At 61.8% G+C, this 24,298-nt stretch carries 18 protein-coding genes; 6 read left to right on the forward strand and 12 right to left on the reverse strand.

Features of this window, described 5'->3' with window-relative positions:
* Positions 1-27: 27 nt before the first annotated feature.
* Together GGC64_RS09735 and GGC64_RS09740 are read left to right on the forward strand one after the other, a co-directional pair.
* A complete protein-coding gene (locus GGC64_RS09735; RefSeq protein ID WP_370582042.1) occupies positions 28-1,356 on the forward strand; it encodes a DUF1800 family protein in 1,329 nt (442 codons plus the stop codon).
* 18 nt (positions 1,357-1,374) lie between these two features.
* Positions 1,375-2,580 carry a DUF1501 domain-containing protein gene (locus GGC64_RS09740; RefSeq protein WP_192722156.1) on the forward strand — a complete coding sequence of 402 codons (1,206 nt, stop codon included), beginning with the start codon at positions 1,375-1,377 and terminating at the stop codon, positions 2,578-2,580.
* 10 nt (positions 2,581-2,590) lie between these two features.
* Here GGC64_RS09740 and GGC64_RS09745 read toward each other — a convergent pair whose 3' ends face one another.
* From GGC64_RS09745 to GGC64_RS09770, 6 genes are read right to left on the reverse strand one after another with little or no spacing between them, the layout of a single operon-like run.
* Entirely contained in the window at positions 2,591-3,406 is an 816-nt protein-coding gene (locus GGC64_RS09745; RefSeq protein WP_192722157.1) for an alpha/beta hydrolase, read from the reverse strand.
* Entirely contained in the window at positions 3,403-4,716 is a 1,314-nt protein-coding gene (locus GGC64_RS09750) for a hypothetical protein (protein WP_192722158.1), read from the reverse strand. Before GGC64_RS09750 ends, GGC64_RS09745 begins: the two co-directional genes overlap by 4 nt.
* Positions 4,661-6,445: a hypothetical protein gene (locus GGC64_RS09755; protein ID WP_192722159.1), complete on the reverse strand. Its 1,785-nt coding sequence runs from the start codon at positions 6,443-6,445 to the stop codon at positions 4,661-4,663. The genes GGC64_RS09750 and GGC64_RS09755 overlap by 56 nt, the downstream gene beginning before the upstream one ends.
* A complete protein-coding gene (locus tag GGC64_RS09760; RefSeq protein WP_192722160.1) occupies positions 6,442-8,115 on the reverse strand; it encodes a glycosyltransferase family 2 protein in 1,674 nt (557 codons plus the stop codon). The genes GGC64_RS09755 and GGC64_RS09760 overlap by 4 nt, the downstream gene beginning before the upstream one ends.
* Before the next feature lie 29 nt (positions 8,116-8,144).
* Positions 8,145-9,431, reverse strand: coding sequence for a lipopolysaccharide biosynthesis protein (locus GGC64_RS09765; protein WP_192722161.1), 1,287 nt, complete (start codon positions 9,429-9,431; stop codon positions 8,145-8,147).
* A complete protein-coding gene (locus tag GGC64_RS09770; protein ID WP_192722162.1) occupies positions 9,415-10,350 on the reverse strand; it encodes a glycosyltransferase family 2 protein in 936 nt (311 codons plus the stop codon). Before GGC64_RS09770 ends, GGC64_RS09765 begins: the two co-directional genes overlap by 17 nt.
* A gap of 792 nt (positions 10,351-11,142) precedes the next feature.
* Here GGC64_RS09770 and GGC64_RS09775 point away from each other — a divergent pair.
* From GGC64_RS09775 to GGC64_RS09790, 4 genes are all read left to right on the forward strand, one after another.
* Entirely contained in the window at positions 11,143-11,466 is a 324-nt protein-coding gene (locus GGC64_RS09775; protein WP_192722163.1) for a hypothetical protein, read from the forward strand.
* 120 nt (positions 11,467-11,586) lie between these two features.
* On the forward strand, positions 11,587-14,319 hold the full coding sequence (locus GGC64_RS09780) for an AAA family ATPase (protein ID WP_192722164.1): 2,733 nt from the start codon (positions 11,587-11,589) through the stop codon (positions 14,317-14,319).
* Positions 14,320-14,486: 167 nt separating this feature from the next.
* Positions 14,487-15,929, forward strand: a complete 1,443-nt coding sequence (locus tag GGC64_RS09785; RefSeq protein WP_192722165.1) for a polysaccharide biosynthesis tyrosine autokinase — start codon at positions 14,487-14,489, stop codon at positions 15,927-15,929.
* 181 nt (positions 15,930-16,110) lie between these two features.
* The gene (locus tag GGC64_RS09790; protein WP_192722166.1) at positions 16,111-16,626 is read left to right on the forward strand and encodes a class I SAM-dependent methyltransferase; all 516 of its coding nucleotides are present in this window, start codon (positions 16,111-16,113) and stop codon (positions 16,624-16,626) included.
* A 24-nt stretch (positions 16,627-16,650) separates the two neighbouring features.
* Here GGC64_RS09790 and asnB read toward each other — a convergent pair whose 3' ends face one another.
* The 6 genes from asnB to GGC64_RS09820 form a co-directional block, all read right to left on the reverse strand.
* Positions 16,651-18,492, reverse strand: coding sequence for an asparagine synthase (glutamine-hydrolyzing) (asnB, locus tag GGC64_RS09795; RefSeq protein ID WP_192722167.1), 1,842 nt, complete (start codon positions 18,490-18,492; stop codon positions 16,651-16,653).
* A 45-nt stretch (positions 18,493-18,537) separates the two neighbouring features.
* The gene (locus GGC64_RS35265; protein WP_370582061.1) at positions 18,538-19,494 is read right to left on the reverse strand and encodes a glycosyltransferase family 2 protein; all 957 of its coding nucleotides are present in this window, start codon (positions 19,492-19,494) and stop codon (positions 18,538-18,540) included.
* A 182-nt stretch (positions 19,495-19,676) separates the two neighbouring features.
* The gene (locus GGC64_RS09805) at positions 19,677-20,450 is read right to left on the reverse strand and encodes a class I SAM-dependent methyltransferase (RefSeq protein ID WP_192722169.1); all 774 of its coding nucleotides are present in this window, start codon (positions 20,448-20,450) and stop codon (positions 19,677-19,679) included.
* Between the two features lie 23 nt (positions 20,451-20,473).
* The gene (locus tag GGC64_RS09810) at positions 20,474-21,586 is read right to left on the reverse strand and encodes a glycosyltransferase (RefSeq protein WP_192722170.1); all 1,113 of its coding nucleotides are present in this window, start codon (positions 21,584-21,586) and stop codon (positions 20,474-20,476) included.
* Entirely contained in the window at positions 21,573-22,850 is a 1,278-nt protein-coding gene (locus GGC64_RS09815) for a hypothetical protein (RefSeq protein ID WP_192722171.1), read from the reverse strand. The genes GGC64_RS09810 and GGC64_RS09815 overlap by 14 nt, the downstream gene beginning before the upstream one ends.
* Positions 22,813-24,261 (reverse strand): O-antigen ligase, encoded by a 1,449-nt coding sequence (locus tag GGC64_RS09820; RefSeq protein ID WP_192722172.1) that lies wholly within the window; start codon positions 24,259-24,261, stop codon positions 22,813-22,815. Before GGC64_RS09820 ends, GGC64_RS09815 begins: the two co-directional genes overlap by 38 nt.
* Positions 24,262-24,298: the final 37 nt, after the last annotated feature.

Genomic DNA, 24,298 nt, shown 5'->3' on the forward strand with positions numbered 1-24,298 from the left:
AGCGGCGGCGTGGCTAGAATCGGATGGGTGGCTACGCAGTCCGCCGAGTGGATCGCCGCCGCACGGTTGATGCGGCGCATCGGGTTCGGCGCCGCCGGTGCCGCGGTGGACGCCATCGCGGGCGAGGAACCGTCCGCGTATCTCGATCGCATTCTTGCCTCCGATCCGGATGCCGATCCCGGGGCGATCGCGACGCCAATGCCCGAGCTGACGCCGCCTGCGAAACCGGCCGGCGACCAAACCGATGACGCCATGGCGGCCTACGAGGAACAACGCGACGCACAGATGCGGACGCTGACTTCATGGTGGCTCACCCGGATGGCGTCCGTCGAGGAGCCCGTCCACGAGAAGTTGACATTGTTGTGGCACAACCACTTTGCCACCTCGGCAAAGAAGGTTCGGTACGCGGCGTGGATGGCGGCCCAGAACCAGGCGCTGCGCACCTTGAAGCTCGGCGACTTTCGGACCTTGGCGTACGCGATGCTCACCGACGCGGCGATGTTGCGGTGGCTCGACGGCATACGCAACACCGCGGCTTCGCCGAACGAGAACCTCTCGCGTGAGTTCATGGAGTTGTTCGCCCTTGGACACGGGAACGGCTACGGCGAGGTCGACGTCCGCGAGGGTGCGCGGGCGCTGACCGGATGGGCGGTCGGCCGCGGCGGCCAGCCCCATGTTGTCGCCAAGGACCGCGACCCCCAGTCGAAGACAGTGCTCGGCGTCTCCGGCGACCTCGACGCCGCGGCGTTCTGCGATATCGTCCTCGCGGCGCCCGAATCCGCTCATTTCGTAGCCGGTCGGCTGTGGCGCCAACTCGCCATCGATTCGGCTCCACCGCCGAGCACGCTTGACCGGCTCGTCACCGCATACGGCCCCAACCGCGATCTGATGGCGCTGACCAAGGCGATACTGACCGACCGGGAGTTCACCGAGCACCCGGGCGGGATGATCAACACCCCAACCGAATGGGCGGTCGGGCTGGTGCGGTCGCTGCGCGTTCCGTTCGACGCCCGGCTATTCGATCTCCCGCTCGCCAAGGGGCTCGCAGACACCCTCACAAACCTCGGGCACAAACCCTTTTATCCCCCCGACGTCGGCGGCTGGCCGAGCGGTCGCGCGTGGTTGTCGAATGCCAGCACCGACATCCGATTCGCCGTGGCGGTGTCGCTGGCCGGCTCGGCTGATCTGTCGACCGTCGAGCAGGCCGCTGCCGCTGACCGTTTGGATGCCGCCGGCTATCTCCTCGGCATCGGTGCCTGGACCGACCACAGCGCGCAGGCATTGCGCAAGTTCGTCGACAACCCGCCTGCGCTCGTCGCGGCGGCGGCGAACACACCGGAAAATCTGACTTCGTAAGGGGCATAAGGCACAGACATGGTCGAACTCACCCGCCGACGATTCCTGTTGGCCAGCGCCGGTGCCGGTGCGGCAGGACTGCTGGTCGGTACCGCCGCGGTGACGTGGCCCGACCTGCTGGACGCGGCGCGTACTCGACCCCTTGCCCACGGCAGCGGAATCCTGGTGCTCGTCACGCTGTACGGCGGTAACGACGGCGTCAACACCGTGGTGCCATACAGCGACAGCTCATATTACAGTGCCAGGCCCGAATTGGCCTACGACGCAACCGAAGTGCTGCACCTCGATGACCAGCTCGGGCTGAACCCGGGCCTCAAGGGCATGTACGAGCTATGGCAGAGCCGCCACCTTGCGGTCGTCCGCGGCGTGGGGTATCCGAAACCCGACCGCAGCCACTTCCGGTCGATGGACATTTGGCAGACCGCCTCCCCGTCGGAGCCGGTGAACACCGGCTGGATCGGACGTTGGCTCGACGCGACCGGCGACGACCCGCTACGCGCGGTCAACATCGGAGCCGTGTTGCCTCCGCTGACCATCGGCGAAAAGTACACGGCCGCAGCACTCATCGTCGGCGATGAGGCGGGACACCCGTACCAGGACACCATCGCCGCACTGGGTGCCGACGATCGCGAAGACACCCCGGCGATGTCGACTGTGCGCGCCGCCTACCGGGCAGCGCAGCGTGCCGACAGCGCTCTGCAACCGCAACCGGCCGATGCCGGCGCCACCGCTGCCTACGACGGCTACGACAACCCGCTCGCCGACCAACTCGAGATGGTGGCCCGCGCGATCTCCGCCGGCGTCCCCACCCAGGTGTATACCGTTTCGTTGGGCGGGTTCGACACCCACGCCGACGAACGAGACACCCAACAGCAACTGCTTTCGACGTTCGATACCGCCGTCAGCGGGTTCCTGCAACGGATGGCGGAGGACCGCTACGGTCGCAACGTGGTGGTGATGGCGTACTCGGAGTTCGGCAGGCGACTGGCGGCCAACGCATCGCTTGGCACTGATCACGGCACCGCAGGCCCCGTGTTCATCGCAGGCGCCCGAGTCAAGGGTGGGTTCTATGGTGACGAGCCCAGCCTGACCGATCTCGACGACGGTGACCTCAAGGTGACCACGGATTTTCGTGACGTCTACTCCGAGGTGCTCATGCACGGCCTCGGCACGGATTCCGAACAGATCGTGGGAGCGGGCCGCAGGGACCTCGGATTTCTGTGAGATGCGCAGGCTACGAACGCTTCTCCTGCTCGGCGAACCATTTCACCAGGTCGTCACCTTGATAGCAGGCGGCGCTGCCGTCGTTGCCCGCGCAATCGACGACGGAGATGTCTGAGACTGATCCGAATCGGGCCGCGAACGCGCGTGCATTCGCATCGCTACGCACGACCTGATCGTCAGGACTCACATAGAACCGCATGGCCTTGCCCTTGAACGCGTTGAAGGGCAGCCCCATCGGATTCACCTCATGAATCGAAGCGTCGGGGTACATCTTCGTGACCGCGGATTCATATTGTGGTGCAACGGCTTTCAAATCAAACACCGGGTTGATCGCCGCGAAGCCACGTACCCTTACCGTGGGCCCCGCTGCGAGCAGATTCGCAGCGGCGATGGCGCCCATCCCGTCGGCGAGAAAAAACACGTTTTCGGTCCGGTAGTGCTGTGCGGCCGTACCGCCCACATAGATGTAGTTGCGTTGCGATGCCGCGTTGCCCCACGCGTCCCCACTGGCCCTGCTCGCAACCACGGCAAATCCCGCGTTGACGAGCGCGCTTGTCAGCTTTGCGTGTGGCTCGTCAGCAGTCATTGCGAACTCGTCGTCACCGGCGTCGTGGAAGTAGACGACCACCGCTCGGATGAGCTTGTCCTTGCCCGCGATGCCCAGCGTTTCCTGACCGTCGACCGTGAGCCTCAAATACTCGTATTCGACGCCCTTCTGCCGGTCGGCACATGCGGTTGCGGTGACCATGACCACGCACAGCACCAGGACGAGTAGTGAACGGATGGCCGAGGGCCGCCGGATCGAGGACTGCGTAGAAGCGGTCAACCTAGTCGTGCTCCTCGTGAGTCGGAAAGGAGGCCGATCGGGTCGGCCAATGCCAAGCCCATCGCCTCTCTCAACATGACCGGATTGACCGCGTTGTCGTGAAACGTCGTATCCATGGCCATCACTCGGCGGTTGTCGCCGCAGAGAACTGTCATCCCGAGCGGACCCTCCGGCGGGACGCTTCCCGCATAGACGGGCGGTTCGTCGGGCAGGAAGGGCAGGCTGTCGATCTCGGGCGACCACCCGAGATTGCTGAATGTCATCCTCGGTCGCGCGGCGGTGTCGACCGACGTCGCCTCCGGCATCGAAACGCCGCCCAGCAGCGCAGCGAGCATCTGGCCGGCGAGCGGACGCCCAGAGGCGCTCGTCGACTTGATCCGCACCGAAATCTCCTCGGGACCCATGGTCCAGTCGAGCAGCATCGGAACGCCTGCGACGAAATTCCCGTCGATGTACTTCCACCCGAGATACCGCCGAAGGTCGACGATGACCCGCACATCCGGGGCAATCTCGAGGCCCGCCTTGTGCAATGCCTTCAGATACAGAGAGACCTGAAGTGCGAACCGACTGGCGCGCGGAGTATTTCGCTTACCCCAGGCATACATTTCGTCCGCCTGCTCTCGCGGCATGTTGGTGTGCTGCACGCTGCGAGACGGTGACCAAGGGCGCTGCTCGCCAGGCGGATTCGTCGCACCGTCGTGATCCGGTCGATCAGCAATGGCAGCCAAGGCCAACGCGGGCCGACGGCCGAACGTGTTGAATGCCGCCGAGGCCAGTGGGAAACGACCGGCGCTCTGGACTGGCCATTGCACCACTTCGCCGGTGATGGCGGTTTGCAAGGCCGCGGCGATCACAGTGAGAAACAGCCGACCGTCGCCGACACCGTGCGACATCCTCAGTCCAATGTGCCGCGGATAGCGGATCAGGCTGAGCGGTGGTTCCAGTGTCGGGTCGCCTGCCAGGTCGGCGACCCGGTCGCCGACATCGGTCGCGTCGTCCCAATCCCGTTCGACGACAATGGATTCGGCGGGCCGGTCGGTGATCCAGTACCGCCTGGCGTCGTCGGGTCGCCACGTCAGGCGGCTGGCCGGATATCGCTTCGCCAGTGCGGCGACCGCTGTCCTCAAGTCATCCGTCGAAGGCATCTCGAAGGAGCCGACCAGGACCGTGACGTAGGTGTCGAGCCAGGGCCGGTCGCGCCGCTGCAACGCAACGGTGTCGTCACTGCGGCCGCGGACCCTGTTCATCGGCGGCCTACCCGCGGCCTCGCTGGGCGGCGTTGCCCACCATGACCGGGTCCGGTGAGCCACTTGGCCGAATCTTGTGAACGAAGACCGTGACACCTTCGCCCTCGAAGAAGGGCTCCCACCGTTCGCGGTCTGCGTAGAGCCGTGCCTTCAGATTGGGCAGCGCATCCCACGGCAGGATTCCGAAATACCAGCAGTACACCTGCATCTGGTCGGTGATGATCAAGTACGTCGACGCGTCCTGACGCCCGTCGAGTGCCTTGATGACCCACTCGTAGTCTTCGTCGGTATTGAAATGCCGCTTGATCAACTCGTTCTTGAAGATCATCGGCTGGTCAAAACTGCTCTTGAAGCGCATGTAGTTCGCATACCGCCAGGTGCTGCGTTCCGGCCAGTTCGGTGCGGCTTCGGTGATGTATGCGGGTAGCTCCGCCTGAGCCAGCACCTGTTCTGACGTCTCGACCTGGTTCTTGGGCATGACGTTGGCGAACCACGAACCGGTGTTCCCCATGACCGACGCCGAGATCGCGATCAGCAACACGCACACCGCCGCGGTGTAGCCGCGCAGTCCGCCCTGCAGTATTGCCACCACTACCGGCGCGAGCACCAGAGAACACCCCATCAAGCAGTACAGGTAAACGCGGAAAATCGACTCGCCGCCGTAGTCGAGGCCGCCGACCAGACACATGCCAGTGAAGGACAGCACTGCAAGCGCGAAGAACGGCTGCTTCCTGCGCCACCGGTACAGCAGCGTCAAAGCCGTTGCGCCCCAGAGGGCAACGGCCATCGCGCGGTTGCCCCAGCCGACAACACGCTGGCCGAATACCGGATCGAAATGGAAGCGGCCGAGATTTGTCTGCAGGTTTCTGAAGAAGTCCAGCGACAGGTGGTCCTTGAAGTCGCTGACCTGGTCCCAGTTCAGCCACAGCTGGCCGGCCAGCAGAGCGGCCAGCGGAAACAGGATCCACCACGGCCGCATGTTGCGCGAAATGACCAGCAGCCCGATGAGCAGCGCGACCCAGTAGGGAGTGAGCGGGTGCGTCAGGTTCACCGCTGCGAACAGAACGATGATCAGGCATACGCCCGTTCGGCGTTCCCGCGACAGCCCGAGGAGCGCGATGATCGCCGCGGACAGAAAGAGACCAACCGACTGGGGCGAAAAATAGTCCTGGGCAACCCAGTTGAGCGCTGCGACCATGAACATCGCCGTCACAGCGTGCAACGGAGCAAGACCCCATGCTCGCGCCACCCCGTACACCATGGCCACCAGCGCCAAATGGAAGCACGGTGTCCACCAGTGCGCGATCACGATGGGCGGGACGCCGGTCAAATCCGAGAACCAGGCGGTCAGCGCGAACAAGCCGGGCCAACCGTTGTAAATGTCGAGGCCCCACGCCAACCCGCCGGAGTGCTGGATGTAGTCCACGACACCGAGGTGCTTGTACGTCCAGGAATACATCGGCATATCGGTTGCCGTCGCCCGCGGCAGTTGCAACACCAAGACGAGGCAGATCGTGGCGATCGCCGACGACACCACGTTGGCCTGCCGGATCGCGATCGTGAACGCAATGACGACGAGCGCGATGGCGATCGGATAGGCCGGTGACGTGGCGCCGATCAATCCCCACTGCGATGGTCCGGCGTCGGGAATCGAGCGTTCGCCGATGACATAGCAGATGGCGCTGACAGCCAGCAGCGCCCATGGCAACCACCGGCGGGGCGGCCGGGCGGGCTCGGCGATGTCGGCGGCAACCGTCTCGACTTCCTGGCCGGCGACGACCGTCGCGGTCATGCGGACGTCACCGCCTTCCGACGGGCTCGGGCGGCGAGGAATCCGAGTCGAAGCAGCCCGAAGGCAACGGTCGCTCCGGTCAGCCCGAACAGGACGACGGTTGGGTCATAGAAGCCGAGCATGATGAGGGCCGTCACCACCAGCAGGCAGATCGACACGCTGATCGCGGGCACAAGGGAAACCATCACGCCGGTGGGCAGGCGCGTGTACCAGGACATCACGAGGCTGCCGGGCCCGCCAAACATGAAGAGCCCCACCGCAATCGCCAGCAGAAATGTGGGTAAAGCCGAAACCGCGCCCAGAGCGCCGACCAAGCCCAGCACGACAGCAAGGACTGCCAATCGTCCGGCGGCAATGGCATTGTCCGGATCACCAAACATCTGACCCTGGCGGTAGTCGAGTGCCCGAAACAGCGAAAATGAGGGCGTCGTCAATGGTTTCGCCTTTCGACCCGCGATTCGCGCTCGCGCCAATGCGAACGGTCCTGTGAGCACACCATGAAGTTCACGACGATCGAGCCGCACCAGGCGGGGATCATCTGCGATCGTGTCCGGCGGGTCGACAACGGTCACACCTCTGAGATGGTCGATGGCCTTGCGGCCACGCACCAACACCATCCGCAGCGTCCGCGGCTTGACCAGAAGCTTCGAGATCCACGCCCCAAGCCCGAGGCCGTAATTGTGAATCTGGTCCTCGAGTTCCTCTGGCGTACGGCGATGTTGATGCCAGACCACCGCCGACGGCTCGCGCACCAACAACCAACCGGCCAACAACAGGCGAACGAACATGTCGATGTCCTCGCCTCCTCCGGTCGGTGATCCGATTCCCATTCCTTCGTCAAACCCGCCGACCTCGACGGCGGCATCCGTGCGCACCGCGAAGTTCGCGCCTGTCCCGTATTGAGCCACCCGGAACGGAAAAAGCGCGTCGTCGGGCGGCGGATCGGCGAGGCTGAACACCGCGGCATCACACCGACGAGCCCATCCAACGCGTCGGTCAAAATACGACTGCGCGGGAGTAGCCAGCTCGGCGCTCGGCACCATGCCGCACACACACGCCACGCGCTCGTCGCGCCCGAAGCCGAATGCGAGATTGTCCAACCAGTTCGGGTCGACGATGACGTCGTCGTCGGTGAAGGCGACGATGTCGAAATGGGCGTGCTTCAACGCTGTGTTGCGAGCGATCGAGAGCCCGCTGCCCGCGGCGCTGACGAGACGGACGTTGGCGCCTGCGAACGCCTCGACCACCGGCGGTGTCAGTCCGCTGGCGGGGTTGTTGTCGACGACCAGCACCTCATACTCCGGATAAGGCAGCTCCGTCAGGTTCTTTATGACGTCTCGCAATTGCTCGGGGCGGTCACGCGTGCACACCACTACCGAGATCGGTGGCAAATCTTTACGCTCCGACTTCTCAACGATTGCAGGCAACTCGTCGATGCCGGCTCGCAGCACCGAGCCGTCGACTCCTCCGTCGACAATGGAAGCCTCAACGAAACCGCGCGGTTGGCCATTGCTCCACACCAGCAGCCGCGCCCTGGCGAAATCCTCGGCGCCGAAGAGCTGCATCCGCTGACCATCGACGTGCTCCTCGTCGATCTGGCCAACCCACGTCGCGCCTGCCCATGTTTGCGCGGGAGCGGCACTGACGATCGGCCGAAGCGTCTCGGTCATTTCCTCGTCCCCCCACCGGACGGTAGCGCTCACCTGGCCCGCCTCCGCGTGGCCCCGTAATGGATGATGATTCCAGCAACGAGGACGACTTGGGCAAACAATAGCGCGATCGCTCCACCCCATGCCCCGCGCGCGGGCACCAGGACGGGTATGGCGGTGATCAACACGACTCCGGTGATGGCGTTCAGGACGAGCGGGGTCGTCATGTTGCGGCGCGCCTTCTGCAGCGCGGCCCACACCATGTAGATGCAGCGAACAACCGAGCCTGCGGCCAGGGCCGCGATCACGCCGGTGGCTCCCAGTGCGCCGTACTCCGGATTGAGTAGGCGCAAAGCCGTTGGGACGACGGCGATCAGAACGACCGCCCCGACGCTCGACAGCGCGACGGCGCGGATCATGATCTTGCGCGTCATCACCCCCGCTTCTTCGGGCGCACTGGATGCGTGAACCACAAGTGACATGGCAAGGGACCCGCCGACGAAATCGAGCGCCTGCGCTATCGAAAGGGATAGGGCGAACAACGCGCCCTGCTTCGGATCGGAATAGACCGTCACCAGAAACGGGGTGACCATCAGCAACCCCATGGTGAGCGCCGAGGACGTCACGGTCTGTCCGACGAACAAGCGGAACGTGCGGTTGAGCACACCCTCGGGGGCGGCGGCCGGGGGCAGGTCTCTACCTGATCGCACGACCCTGGCGATCATCGGTTGCAGAACGGCGATCACCACCGCCGCGGCCACGATGAAAGACAGTTCGACCGGGTGCCAGCTCTCGGTGTAGGCCAACAGCACGAGCAGCGCGATCTTCGTGAGATTGACCGCGACGGTGGTCGCAGGCAACCAACGGGCCCGGCCGAGCGCAACGAGCGCCGAGGTCTGCAATGTCAGGGTGGCCCAGGCGAATACGCCGATGATGACCAACATCGCGACCACGACGGAGCCGCGGACCTCATCGAGCCAGGCGACCGTCGCACCGGCAGCAGCGAAGCCGCTCACGAGCGCCAACACGACGAACACCCGCTGGCCACGGCGGTACAGCTGGAGTCGAGCCACCCCGGCGGCCGGAAGGAGTGCGGTGTACGCGTCGCCGACACCCGTCGCCACCACTATGGCGACCGACACGATGACCGCCAGCACGGCGGTCATCACGCCAAGTTGCGCGGGCGGGAACATCTTCGCGGCAAGCGCCCAGAAGGCTACGCCCAGTACAGCATTCGTGACAGACGACGACGCCAGTGACGCAGCATCTCGATACAGACGCTGCGCCCCGAACCGTGAGGCCGGCCCGTCGACGACCGCCTCAGGCTCCGCGGTCATCGGCGGGCTTGTCGACGAACGCTTGGACCTTCGCGCCATTGATCACGTGAGGCTCGAAACTGCGTTGTGATTCAACAACTTCCGGTAGCCCGCTCAGGATTTCCGGAATGATGACATCGGCGTCGAGCGTCGACACTATGTTGCCGTCTCCGCGTGGCGATTCGCCACACGCCCTGAGACGCGCGTATTCCTTTTGGATGGTCCGAAGCACCCTCATCCCGTCGCCGACCGCGTTGAGGTTGCTCAGGCCGTACATCCTTGCCTTCTCATAGCTGCACACTTCTGCGACGCTCAGCCCGGCAGCGGCCACGCGCAGATTGATCAGGGTTTCGATCTCGAAGCCGTCCCCCCACTGCGGCAGCGGCGCGTCGATGTCGGGCAGCCACATGTGAACCAGGCAGTGCCGCCAGAACGCATTGAAGCCGTAGCACAGATCGGTGTACTTGGTGGAGAACAGTCTGTTGACGATGCCGACGAGACCGTGATTCCCGAAACTGCGGAACCGCGTGATGTCTGCACTGCCGCCGCCTTGGACGAATCGAGACCCCTTCGCGAAATCTGCACCAGAGATCAGCGCGCCCAGGAATCGCGGTAGCTCTGTCGGACACGTGCTGCCGTCGGCGTCCATCATCACGATGATGTCGCCGGACGCTTCAGCGAACCCACATGCCAATGCATTGCCTTTGCCGCGGCGGGTCTGCGACAGGTGGATACCGTCGGGCCAAAGCTGCCTGGCGACTTCGGCAGTTTGGTCGACCGACGGCCCGTTCACGAACACGATCTCGTCGATGTCGCGCGGCATCCGGGATGCCAGGTACGGCAGGTTTCGCTCTTCGTTCACCGCCGGGATGACAACGGACACCCTCGGACGATGGGTCTCGTGCGGTATTCCGTCCCAGATGCTGGCTAGTGCGGCCATTTCGATGGCACTCCCCCAGGTGGTACGTCAATCGGATCTACTCGGAACGCTGTTTGGCCAATCCCCCGACTGACCATGCGCTATCAATTCACAAACGGTGCGCTTCGACGTCCGACGATCACGGTGCGTGCGGAACCACTGCCCTCTAACCCCCTTCGTTCGCCTCCGCGCCGACGAGTCGGTCATGGCAACATCTGCGAAGATTGCGAACGGGATCAGCCTTTCATAACCGCAGCGGGATTGCAGCAAATTGAGGAGATTTCCTCTTAGTTACCAATGCAACCATTTGGTCCCGGCTGTTTCGCTTAACGGACATCCCTACGCCAACCACGCCCGACGGCTTGCGGTGCACGGCAGCCTGAGCCCGAGTGAAGCGGCAGGCCAACCGGCCCTTCAACGTTGCCCGACACGACCCATATTCGGCCCTTTAGCTGCATAAATGGCCGCACCATCCACCCCGGCCTTGGCAGACCGAGCGCCGCTCGAATCTGGGCGCGGGCCGCAACGTCGCATTGAACTCGGCGACCCTCCGATTCGGCGGACGCGACGGCCGCACGGAGCCGACGGCAAGACCGAGAACCTCCCGTAATCGCACGGATCCTTCACGATGGCAAATATTATCGCTGCGGGAAATTGCGGTGCCCGGGCCAAAATGATCATGGCGCATAGAGCTAGTGGCGAATTCGACGGTCGAGCAGCGCGACGTCAACGCCCGAGTGGTCCAAGCCGATAGGCGAACGGATAGGGAAACACCCGATTCCAGCAGCACCGTTGCGCACTACCGTCCGATTCATGGATGCCCTCGCTGATGTGGCGTACTACCTCGCCGAGTGGTATCTGCCCGAGATGACCGCGACATCGGTCGATGAGATGGTGGCCAAACTCGATGCCGCCGCCGTGGCCGTCAGTACCGAGGGCACGCCGGTTCGGTTGATCGTCACGCTTTCCGTGCCGACCGACGAAGTGCTGTACGGAGTCTTTGGGGCGCCGTCACCCGACATCGTGTCGCAGACATGTGTTCGTGCCGGCGTCCCGTTCCAGCGGATATCCGGTGACGTGGGTGCCCGGATTCAACCCCACCCCGTGGCTGAAGTTGCCGATAGCGCACCCGTCTGATCGCTAACTGATCAGCGAAACTGTGATCTAGCTGCCACGCGCGGCATCGCAATGCGCCACGAAGGCACCCTCGTTCGATGTACCCTCTGTTTGCTGGGGGCAATTTGGGGGTGATCGTTGATGCCGGGCGTGGTGAGCCGTCCGCTGGAGATCCGCGCGGTTTCGGAGTTCCTGGAGTCGGCAGCCCATCAGCCGTCTGCACTCGTCATCGAGGGTGAGCCGGGGATAGGCAAGACCACGCTGTGGTTGTCGGCCGTCGAACGGGCGCGCGACAACGGTTGTCTCGTGTTCAGCGCCCGCGTTGGCCAGGCGGAGTCCATGCTCGCCTATGCGGCGGTGGCGGACCTGCTCCGTGACGTCGACCCGGGAGTCCTTGCCGGCTTGCCGGACGTCCAGCGCCTCGCCGTCGACCGGGTGTTGCTGCGTGCCAGCGGCGAGGATCACGCCACCGACCAACGCATCGTTGCGGCCGCCTTCGCGGCGGTCTTCGAATGCCTCGCAGCGGACGCGCGAGTGTTGATTGCGATCGACGATGCGCAGTGGCTGGACCGGTCCAGCCAGGACGTGATCTCGTTCGCCGCCCGGCGATTGCGAAGCCCGGTCGGGTTGTTGCTCACCGAACGGTCCGATGCAGATGGCGCGAACACGGCGTCGTGGCTGCAGTTGTCCAGGCCCGACGGCATCGAAAGGTTGCATGTGGGGCCGCTGAGCCTTGGCGCGCTGCACGTGTTGATTTCCGGGCGCCTCGGCCATGCGTTCTCACGACCGACGATGGTGCGCATCGCCGAAATCTCTGGGGGTAACCCGTTTTTCGCGCTCGAGTTGGCGCGCGCCATCGATCTCGGCTCCACGGGCCCGCAGACAGCGCTACCCGGTTCGCTTGCCGAATTGATGCGACTGCGGATCGGGCGGCTGGACCGCGACGCCCGAAAACTGTTGCTGGCGGCGGCATCCGTCGCCGATCCGACGGTCGAACTACTCACGAAAGTCACCGGCGCTTCCATCGACTCGCTCGATGAAGCGGAAGCGAAGGGAATCGTCGGAATCGACGGCAATATGGTGCGTTTCACCCACCCGCTGCTGGCCCAGAGCGTCTATGCGGATGCGAGTGCGGCCGAGCGGCGTGCCATGCACAGGTCATTGGCGCGAACAGTGACGTTGCCCGAACTGAGGGCAAGGCACATGGCGCTGGCAGCGTCCAGCGCGGACCCGGACACATTGCATGCCCTGGACACCGCGGCGGAAGAAGCCGCGGCCCGTGGCGCGCCTGCCGCCGCCGCCGAGCTCGTGGAGCTCGCGATCGGCCTCGGCGGCGACAGTCCCGATCGCCGAATCAACGGTGCGGTACACCATTTCAACGCCGGGGATCCCGAAAGAGCGCGGGCGTCTCTCGAGCCGACGTTGGGCGTGCTGACGTCTGGCGAGCGGCGCGGGGCCGCACTCAACTTGCTGGCCGGCATACACCTATACGACGACAACTGGAGCGAGGCCGTCGCTGTTCTCGAGCGGGCGCTGGCTGACGCAGAAGACAATCCGGCGCTGTTGGTGCAGACGCTGATCCTGCTGGCATTCGGTCAACGAATGATTTCGAGATACGAAGAGTCGTTGGCCACCGCGCACACAGCGCTGACCGAGGCCGAGCGCTGTGGCGATGCGGCGCTAATCAGCAGTGCGTTGGCGATGTCTGTCCAGCTGAACTTCATGTTCGGCAACGGCGTCGATGAAATCAGCCTTCGGCGCGCCGTAGAACTAGAGGACCCCGACGCCGATCTGCTTATTCCGTTCAGCGCCAGCATGATTGAAGGTTTGATCATGGCCTGGACAGGACGTCTGGACGCTGCCCACGCCAGAATGGAGGCGCTGCAACGCCGATGCACGGCGCGCGGCGCGGAAAACGACCTCACCGCCGTCGAGAGCTGCGAGGCCATAATCGAGATTTGGCGAGGAAACCTTGACGCCGCCGATCGACTTGCCGAAGAGGCTCTGTTGCGCGCCGAACAGGGCAGCGGGTCGCTTGGCATTGCGCTTTCTATGCAGGCAATGGCGATGGCTTACCTTGGGCGCGTGCAGGTCTCGCGAGACGCAGCCCGCCACGCGTTGGAAATCGCGAGCCGCACTGCTTCACCACGCCTCGCGGAATGGCCCACGATGACCCTGGGATTTCTGGAGGTATCGCTCGGTCACTACGCCGAGGCGCTCGAGGTGCTTGCCCCGATGCGGCGAACGCTCGAGGCGATCCCCGGCACGGAGATCATGACCGCGTCGTTCATGCCCGACGCGGTCGAAGCCATGATCGCACTTGGCCGCAGCGACGAGGCTGAGCCGTTGATCGAGGCGCTGGAAAGCAATGGCCGCAGGCTCGATCGGTCGTGGATGCTCGCTGTCGGTGGTCGCTGCCGGGCCATGTTGTCGGCGGCGCGGGGCGATGTCGAGGCCGCCTCGGCCGAGGCGCAGGAGGCGATGGCCCAGCACGACCGACTGCCGATGCCGTTCGAGCGGGCGCGAACTCAGCTGTTGCTGGGCCAGCTCCAGCGTCGACAACGACAGAAGGAGCGCGCCAGGGCGACGCTGCGGGAGGCGCTGAAAACGTTCGAAGCGATCGGCGCACCGCTGTGGGCCGGGCGCGTTCAGTCCGAACTCGCCCGCGCAGAGGTGGTCCCGTCCCACGACCGATCGCTCACGCCGTCTGAGCGGCGGGTGGCCGAGCTGGCGGCGTCGGGCATGACCAACAAGGACGTCGCGACCGCGTTGTTCATCAGCCCGAAGACGGTCGAGGCGAACCTGGTGCGGATCTACCGCAAGCTGGGCATCAAGACGCGCGCGGAGCTGGGGCGGGTGATTGGGGAGCTGTAACCGGCAACAACCGCCATCCTGCAAGGTCCGAGCTGTTTCGCACTTTTTACCGCTGGTCTAGCTGTTTTCAAGTGGTAACGAAATCAACGACTGTATACTCCAGCAAACCGCAGCGATGCCCTGACCAAGGGCACGGGGGGCGGGACAAATAGCGCTGAGGGGGCGGATTGACAATTCAAAATTTCCTGCGGCTCTTGCGAGCCCGGTGGATCACCATCTTCCTGGCCGTCGCCGTGGCCGTCGGCGGAGCCGCCGCGCTGACGCTGCTCACGACGCCGCTTTATGAGGCTTCCACGCGGCTATATGTCTCGACTACGGCCGGCGCCTCGGCGACCGATATTTATGAGGGCAATCTCCTGTCCCAGGAGCGCGTTTTCTCGTACGCCGAGCTACTGATGGGTAAGACGGCCGCTCAGCGAACAATCGACAAGCTCCACCTCGATATGACCGCGCAACAGCTGCAAAAACAAGTCAAGGCGACGACAAAACGCCAGACGGTTCTGATAGACCTGGCGGTGCGGGACGCGTCGCCTACCAAAGCTCGCGACATCGCCAATACGTTATCCGACGAATTGGTCGAAATGGTCCGTGAATTGGAAACTTCGGGGTCTGGCGCCGAACCCGATGCTCGCGTGGTCGTAGAACAACGTGCCACGACTCCTACCGAGCCGGTAGTTCCGAAAACCGCGATCAATATGGCAGGTGGCCTCGCGCTCGGTGTACTGCTGGGAATCGCGTTAGCATTGCTTCGCGACCGCTTGGACAACACAATAAGAGACCAGCAAATTGTTGAAGAAATCACGGGTGTCGGAGTCGTCGGCAGCATCCCGTTCGACAAAGAGCTGCGGAATACGCCGGCGATCCATTTTGATAACGACAACACACCGGCTGCCGAAGCATTCCGCAAGTTGCGAACTAATTTGCAGTTCCTCGCGGTGGACAATCCCCCGCGCCTCATCGTTTTCACAAGTTCGGAGCCGAGCGAGGGTAAGACAACGGCGGCGATAAATACTGCGCTAGTGCTCGCAGAGTCCGAGCACAACGTAGTGCTTGTCGACGGTGATATGCGCCGGCCCCGGGTGGATAAATACCTTGACTTGATCGGTTCGGTGGGTTTTAGCACCGTGCTCAGTGGCGGCGCATCGCTTTCCGAGGTCTTGCAAAAGTCGAGGTTTCCCCGGCTAACCGTCCTAACTTCGGGCGCGATCCCGCCGAATCCGAGCGAGCTCCTCGCGTCGCTGGCAGCGCGGAAGGTGCTCAGTGAATTGCGCACGCGTTTCGATTACGTCATCGTGGACTCCTCACCGCTGCTCGCGGTGACCGACGGCGCGGTTCTAGCCGCCCATTCAGACGGCGCGCTAATCCTGGCACGGTATGGGCAAACCAAACGGGACCACCTAGCGTACGCGGTCAAAAACCTTGAAGATGTCGGCGCTTCACTTCTTGGTGCGGCATTTACCATGACGCCGGAAGGCAAAGGAGGCGCATACCACTACCGCTACTACGGCTCGTATGTCACGGGAAAACGATCGGGCGGTCCCGGCGCGTCAGCCGACGGTTTTGACTCGTGGAGCGACGACGCCAAGCATCGCGCCCGACTAAGAGATTGACCATGGGGAAGAGCTAGATTAATGGGGGTAGGTGATCGGCTTGTCGCTGTCTGAAGCATTCAGAAATTTCGTGAATCGAGGCGTTCTTTTTTACAGCGTTCGAAATCGCAAAAGGAAAGCGCACAACATATCCCGCTGGATGAGAGAGCACGACTGTCGGACAGTCCTTCTCGTCGGGGTCTTGGGCGATGAATACTCGGGCTCCGACATCGCTAGCGCTGACATCGTCGAGAGAAGACTGCTGTCCGAATTTGATGTAAAAATGGGGATCAATATTGTCCCGGCCAACACCTCGTATCCGTTCATGGTTGCAGATGCACGTGACCTCCCCTTCGAGGAAAATTACGTCGATTTCGCGTTGGCAAACGCCATCATCGAACATGTCGGCACCCGATCAGACCAGGCTCGTATGGTCTCGGAGATGAGTCGTGTCGCGCGCTGCTGGGTCATTACTACCCCCAACCTGTGGTTCCCAATTGAGGCCCATACCGCAACAGTTTTGCTGCACTGGCTGCCCTCTTGGCGTCAACGCCGAGCAGATCGCTTCCGACTGCTGTCGAAGCGAGATTTTGAATCGATGCTTCCGGAGGGTGCGCGAATCGATGGTTCTTTCTGGAGTCCGACGTTCACCGCATACTACTGCGGCCAGTGCGGTGCTCGATCCGAGCCAGTACATCACAAACTGACCAACTCTTAGCACTGGTCGCGGCGCTGGAGTGAGTTAGCATAGGACCGCTCGACTGACCAGATCGCGATACCAGACTTCCAGCGAAAGCAGCGTCCAGATACGCAATTCCTCGTCACGACGTCCGCTGGTGTGGTCCACGAGAAGCCTCTTGACTGCGCCGCTATTTAGGTTATTTCCGACGTACGACGAAGGGCCGGTAAGCAGGTCGAATGCCAAGTCCTTCAGACCATGTCGAAACCAGCGATCCAAGGGCACCCTGAAACCGATTTTGGGGCGGTGAACGATGTCGTCGGGTAGGTATCGGCGCGCCACTTGCTTCAGCACCCACTTAGTTGTGAAGCCCCTCGTCTTTAGGCGGCTTGGCAATTCGAAGGCCAGTTCAACTAGCCGATAATCCACGTAAGGGGGGCGGGATTCGAGCGACGCCGCCATCGACATGCGATCACCGCGCTCAAGCATATTATCGGCGAGCCAAACACACGTATCCGCGTACAGCATCCGGCGCAAGCTATCTCCGCGCCCAAGGCGGTAAGGGTTGGGCGCCCTGCGCTGTGGTGGGCGGCCCGTTAGCAGCCTCCGTTCCGCCACCGTGAAGGGAGCAAACCAGCCGCGCAGCCGTTCTTCGTATCTTCTCTGCGCCAGGGCGCGGGCTACGGTCCTCATGCGGGCCTTGCCCGGGGGCAAAGATCTTTCAAACGACCCCAACAGCCCGACAGAGGGAACGGCACCTAGCCAACGGGTGGCGCCAGCAAAGATGTACTTGGGATAGCCGGCAAATAGTTCGTCGCTGCCTTCCCCGCTCAGCACGACTTTGACGTAATCGCGGGCAAGCTGGGCAAGCCGGAAGATCGCCACGTCTGCGGGCTCCGACAATGGTCCGTCCCGATGCCAACTCAACTTCCCCCAATTGTCGAGGAAGTCGTCTGCGGTGACCACGACCTCGTGATGGCTCGTCCCGGCAAGAGAAGCCACTCTGCGGGCCCATGGACTTTCGTCATGCCGCTCGTCGCCGAAACTTGCTCCGAACGTGTGCAGGACTTGGTCTGGATGTTCTCGCTTTACCATCGCGGTCAACAGGCTGCTATCAACGCCGCCCGACAGGTACACGCCGACCGGTACGTCGGCGACGAGGGACTCGTGCACAGAAGTCTTGAGTGCGCTGTCGACTAGTTGAATGGCCTCGGCGGTTGTCACCGCGCGCGGGATGGCCTGCGGAGGCAACTCCCAGTAGGCGGATTCGCGATACGTTCCGTCGGCCCTAACAACTAGGTGATGGCCCTGGGGCAGTTTGCGGACACCCTTGATGAGCGTGTGTGGACTGGGCACTGCGCGATGCGCCAAGTAATCGTGGAGGCTGTCCTCGTCTACCGAGGGCGAGTTGATGAGCGGCAGAAGCGCCTTGATTTCCGAAGCAAACGCGAACACGCCGGTGTCTGCGTAGTAGTACAGCGGCAGCACCCCGAGGCGGTCACGAAAAAGGTGCGTCTCGCCGGTCTCAGAGTCGTGTATCGCGTAGGCGAATTGGCCGCGCACTTGCTCTACTCCGGCGGGCCCGTATTTTTCGTAGGCGGCAAGCAGAACCTCGGTATCTCCCAGCGTGCGATACGGGTACGAAATATCCCGGCGCAACTGCTGGTAGTTGAAGATCTCGCCATTAAAGACAAGGTGCCGAAGCCCATTTGAGCTGGCCATGGGCTGCTGGGAGCCCTGCAAATCAATGATCGACAGCCGTGTGTGCGCCATGCCAATCGAGCGGCCTAACCAGTGGTCCATTGCGTCCGGACCGCGATGACGCAACTGGTTTGCCATTGCTAATAGTGTCTCGGAGTCGATCGGCTTGCCGTCGGTCCGGCGGATCCCGGCTATCCCACACATGCGAAGAACCTTCCCGGTTTCATTCCACGTTGAGTACGCACGCCGTTACCGACCGGCTTCGTGGGGAACACCCCATCGCAATCGGCGGCGGGCAAGTCGTTGCCTGCCACCGGTTGCCACGGCAACGCGTTCAATGGCCCGGCGGGGCATCAGCCCGGCAACTCCAATCACGATTGGCCCGGCCGACGGAAATTGATTGACGCCCCGCAGGGCGGTAATCACGGCTCGGACCCCTGCCCATGAACGAGCCGCTAACGCGTAACGCAGTGGTTGCGCCGCAACGAAATCGACATAGACCGCTGGATCGCCACGGAGTAATTGGTTTGCCCAATCTAGAGACGCGCGCCAGTCGGTCGTCATTGAGATGGAAAGCGCTGAGCCGAGGTGAACGCGCGCCACAGCCTGGGGCGTTTGGACAAAGGTGGTCCCAGGCCTGCGGCCCAGTCGTATTAACCAATCCCAGTCTTGGTGCCGCACCAGCGACTCGTTCCAAGGTGTCGATGCCGCCAGTTCGCGGGGGAGAAGCAATGTGGGAGTGGTCAAAGTCGGGCGTCCGCCGTTCGGCGGCCGGCGTCGAAACAAATAATGCTCCACGGGCTCGCCGGCACCGATCAAACGGTCCGGGCATGGTCTGGACACGGCACCTTTGCGGGATACGAATAGCTGCCGGCCGGAAACCACGGTATGGGCCGGGTCCGACGCTTTCCCCAACAACGCAAGCTGCGCTTCAAGCTTCCCCGGCAACCATTCGTCATCGTCATCAAGCAGCGCAACAATGTCGGCGGCGGCTGCCGAGATACCTATGTTCCGGGCACGGCAAGCGCCGACCCGGCCAGCAGTGCGGATGACACGATCCGCCAGACGGCCGACCCCAGCTGGCAGTTCAGGACCAGGTTCACCGTCGTAAACCACGATCACTTCCAGCGCCGCAGCGGAGCGCTGTGCACGCACACTACGCAACGCTCTGATGAGCTCAGGCCTGCCGATTGACGGCACGATCACACTGACGGGGGTTGCTAGCGGCCTGCCGATGGCTGCTTTGTCTGCATCCAATCCCGTATCCCCCCGGTGCGTCGCGCCAAGCCACTGTGGGCGCAGTCTCCTGTGTCAGCAAATAACCCCCCGACCACACTACGGCAACCCAGCGAACCGCGGACACATCTAGACAGAGCCAGGACTAATTCTCATGGCACCGTGCGCATCGGCTTCTGGGCAACTAGTCCGTAACCCAACGGCAGGGTCTCGCTGCCGAGCATCGATAATCGATAACCAGGGCGTGTGCGGTGGAAAGCCATTACGAGGCGATGAATTGAAGTGACGACGAAAGCCAGCCTAAAGTGTTCAAGCAATTTAGAAGAGAGGTCAGCCATCACCTCGATCCAGCCTCCCAACGGAACTAAATCAACGACTTCTAACCCCGCTTGACGTGCGAGTCGATCCAAAGCAAAACGCGTATACCTGTAATAATCGTAGGGGCCTTCATGTATCCAGTAGATAAACGGCACGTTCAATAGTAGTCGACCGCCGGGCTTAAGTATGCGCGCGATTTCTGACATCAGCAAAGCGGGCTCACTAATGTGTTCGAGCACATCCGAAAGAACAACCACATCGAAAGAATCAGAATTCAGACCCTCCAGGGGGAAATTTAGATCGAGCATCAAATCGACCATTGAATCGGTGTGTGGTGAATTCGGCCAGTCCACCAGAAGAATCGAAGAACAGTACTCTCGGTACGCTCCCAGCAAAGGGGCCTTCCCGCAACCCAAATCTACCAAATCGCCCGATACCCACCGCGGTATCGTACGCGAGTAAAACTGTCCGACGAGATCTGCGATGATGCGCGAGTGGCACGGCAATTCACGTCTGTTTTTCGAGGCTCGGACGAACGGTCCGTCAACCGCATATTTCGATTCGCGCCATTCGCCCAGCCGCTGCAAGTCACTCCCCCGACCATCCATTCAGCCACGCTGCCTTCGCCGACTCATGAGGCAGCACTGTTTATCAGAAGCTGCCAGTCATGAACAATTTTCTGCGCGCGAGCATCTCGCCTACGCTCTGCGTCCGTGAACTCCTTGTCCGAGACCGGGTTAGTTTCGAGCGAAAGAATCGCGGCCGCGAAGTCTCCTGGGTCCGCTTCCGCGAGCAAACCACTAACGAATTGCGGTATCGTCTCCCGCATTACGCCTCTGTTCAACGCGACGACAGGCTTTCGGAATCCGGCTGCCTCGAAAAACACCAATCCGTAGGTCTCAGTTAAGGACGGGTGTATCACGCACTGTGCGCGGGCGTAGTATTCGGCGGGGTTTGAGACGAAACCGTAGAAGTTAACGCGATCTGCGATTCCGAGTTCCGTCGCAAGGTTTTCCAGTGCGGTCCGTTCAGGACCATTTCCCAGAACGTCCAAACTATAGTCTGTCGGAAGGAGGGCAAGAGCACGCAAAGCGAGGGCTTGATTCTTGCGCTTGTCCAACGAACCAATTGTCAGGAGCCTCCTAGCCACCACTCGCGCGGTATCGCCCGATTCAAAGGTGCGAGTAATGTTTGGAATCACCTCTATCGCACCATCAAATCCCGCTGAACGCATATCACTCCGTAGTGACTCACTCACGGAAACGATCGCGAATGCACGTGCATAGAGTGGGCGCGCGAGCGCGCGCAATATCCGCAACTTTTTAAGTGACCGGACTTGCGCGCTGGAAAAGGCGTGCTCCCACACGATGGTCCGCATCCGAAACTGCTTCGGCAAGACGCACAACATGGGGACGGCCGCCCATACGCCGCTCAGGATGATGACATTATCGCGCAAGTCATTTCGATGTCTGAAAGCTCGTAACACCGTGACAACCCGTTTCCACCCGGCTACTTTTCGTCCCCACGACTCAAGGGTTGCCTGCGTGTCCACGAAATCCTCGGGTTCAGCGTCAGCGATGGTGATCACTCGCACGCTGTAACAACGTGCGAGCACATCGACGAGTGAAAGTGTCGCTGCTTCGATGCCAAACCGCGGCGATAGTTCAGACGCGACGACAGCGACGCCAATGCGCGAACAGGACGTATTTTCGTCTTTAATCGCCATGTTCTCATCGGATCCCATCGTGGAAGCGTTCTCGTTTCTGGGCGCGAGTAGGGGCTGTGGCACCTGCGATCTCAATGGCGATCCGCACGACGAGACCGCATATCACCCCGGCCAGCGCTCCAGTGGCACCGAATCGGAGGGTCCCCACCAAGGTGATCGGTAGCATCACTAGAACGCTCGTGGCCGTTGCTCGGGTGACAATCTCGAGGCGGTCTAATGATGGCATCACCGCGAAGGCCAGAACAGAGTTGAATAGATCGAATGAAATCACGAGGGCTGTCAGTATTAGCACGCTTTGAGGAACGGCTATCTGGCCGGCACCTAGCTGGTGCATGAGCGTCGGGCCTATCGGCAAAAACATGCTGGCGAAGAGAACCGCCAGCGCAAATGTCGCAATAAGTGCGGTCCGACTGCGTTTCTCTACTCCATGGTCGGCGCCGCTGGGCACCCATCCTTGGTACACGACGACCACGGGGCTAAAACCCGCGCTAACTAACTGGCGGACTCTATCGGCTAAGGCGAACACTGGCTGCGCCGCCGGCGAGAAGACTGAAATGATCGCTAACGGCAAGCTGAAGAATACCTGAGTTCCAACCATCGATGCGATACCGTGCCGACGAGAAGCCAACACCCGAGCCAGTTTCTCCCTAGGTGTTCGGTCAACACCAGCCTGTCCCGCCGAACGATACACCCATATCGTCACGACTAGGAAGGCCGTGATCATCCCAATCGAAGTGAAAGCAAGTCCAATTATTGCGCTGTAACCCAAAATCATTAGAACTATGCCAGCCACAGTACCGGCCACCCGCGGTAATGTCTCGAGGACCAGACACAAATAGGGTCGCATTAGCCCTGCAAAGTACCAATTACTTGTGAGCGCCACAATTGTGGTCGAAATTGCACCGGCTACAGCGAAAGCCGCATGACTGGGAGTAAGAACGGCCGCGACGAGTGCGGCGCAGGCACTACCGGGAAGTAGCAGAGCCAGCTTCACGCGCACCGAATCTTCATATTCTTTCAGCCGCTCGCTGAGGTTGGCACGCGCAATTTTCGAAGGGCCGGACATAGCCCAGCCGTAACCTACGACAAGCGAGGAAACTGCGCCGACGCTTTGGCCCAGCGCGATAGCTCCCCACGCGACCGGGCCATCTGCAGCGACCATTGCGGGCGTCGCCGCAAGCGAAGCGAAAAACAACAAGCCTGTCGACAGGCCGAACCCTGCAAAGGTCCCGACAGCGGCCGGCCTACGACAACGTGTGAACCCGCCGATCTCGGCCCCCATTCCCTCCTGGACGCAACCTCGAAGAATTAGACGTCGCTCGTCGCAGATTCTCTGCACTGCCAGTGCCAGCCGCGTCATTTGACGCTTCGCGCTCACTTGTGCGGGTGACACACGCCACCGAAATCAGAGCAAAAAATAGCCAGCTCCCGGCATCGATGGTCAGAGGATTCCACATGGTTTCAATCATGCCGCAAATCGCAAAGGTAAGGGGTACCACGACTCCGCGGCCAAGGGAGTTCTGTTCTTTAATCGCAATATAGGTGATCCGATACAAAACTCCAGCGATTAGTACGAGCCCAATCACGCCGCCTGAAAAGTAAAACAACAAGTACTCGCTGTGGGTGAATTTCTCGAATTGCCACCCGAAGAACCCAGAAGACTTCAGGAGATTCCATGTATCTATTCCACGTCCGGTTACTGGGAAGTCGACCAATGCTTCGCGAGCATAAGCCCACACAGCGCCCCGTGCGCTGAACGCATCGGGATCAGAAGTAAAAACCAAATACATCCCTATAGACATTGGAACCACGGCTATGCAAACGGCCGTGGTCCCCGCCAACCAGTCTGGGATGCGCTCAAATGAAGGCTTGCGGAAGAGCAGCCGATCAACCGCGAAGAAGCCCACCGCTGCACCCAAGGCTATAAATGATGTCCGTGACATCGTCGCGTATAGAACGAGGAGGAGAAACACCATCACCACCAGACTGCGGCGCGAAATCCCCAAGTTGAACACTAGCAAAGCTGCGCACATAGCGGCCGCCAGGCCCAGGAGGTTGCCCGATTCCAACGGGCCCTGGAGAATCGCATCAATTCGATTGCACTTGAATTGAACTTCGTCGCAAGGGATGAACCAGCTGGGGAATAGCGGCAATAATATCAGCAGGCTGGCGAGCGTAATCACAGATGCTGAGTAATATTGGAGCGCTGCAAGGGGATGATGCCGTTGATCAATCGAGAATACCAAGGGGTCATTCCGCTGAGCGATCAAGAAGACCAAAAGTGTAATGCCTGATACGACCCGGAAAATCGCCTGATGATAATCAGCGCCAGTCGCAAACCATATATTCACCACGTACAACCAGGTCCACATTACAAGGACGATCAGCACCGGCGCCCCCGTGTGCGTCAAAGACGCATCTCGTGAGTGAAGGCTGTAGGCCCGCGAGTTCGGGGTGGACAATTTAGCAAGCACCAGTAAGTACACGAAGATAAAGATCGTCCCGACCTGAACGAAGTGTCGATCCCCCACGACAGTCGCGGCGCCCAGCCCGCCCGTAACGAGCACTTGAGCCGACATGGCTTGGAGTCGTGCTCCGGGACGCCATGCGTGAGCGATGGTTTGTCGAGATGCAATAAGACTAAGCGCGGCAAATGCCGCTATGACGAACCTAGCTAGATCTACTACCCCCATGGACGAATCTTAGCCGCCGCTGCGCATTGGGTGGGTC

Origin of the sequence: Mycobacterium sp. OAS707 (assembly GCF_014873705.1) — a bacterium.
Lineage (GTDB): Bacteria > Actinomycetota > Actinomycetes > Mycobacteriales > Mycobacteriaceae > Mycobacterium.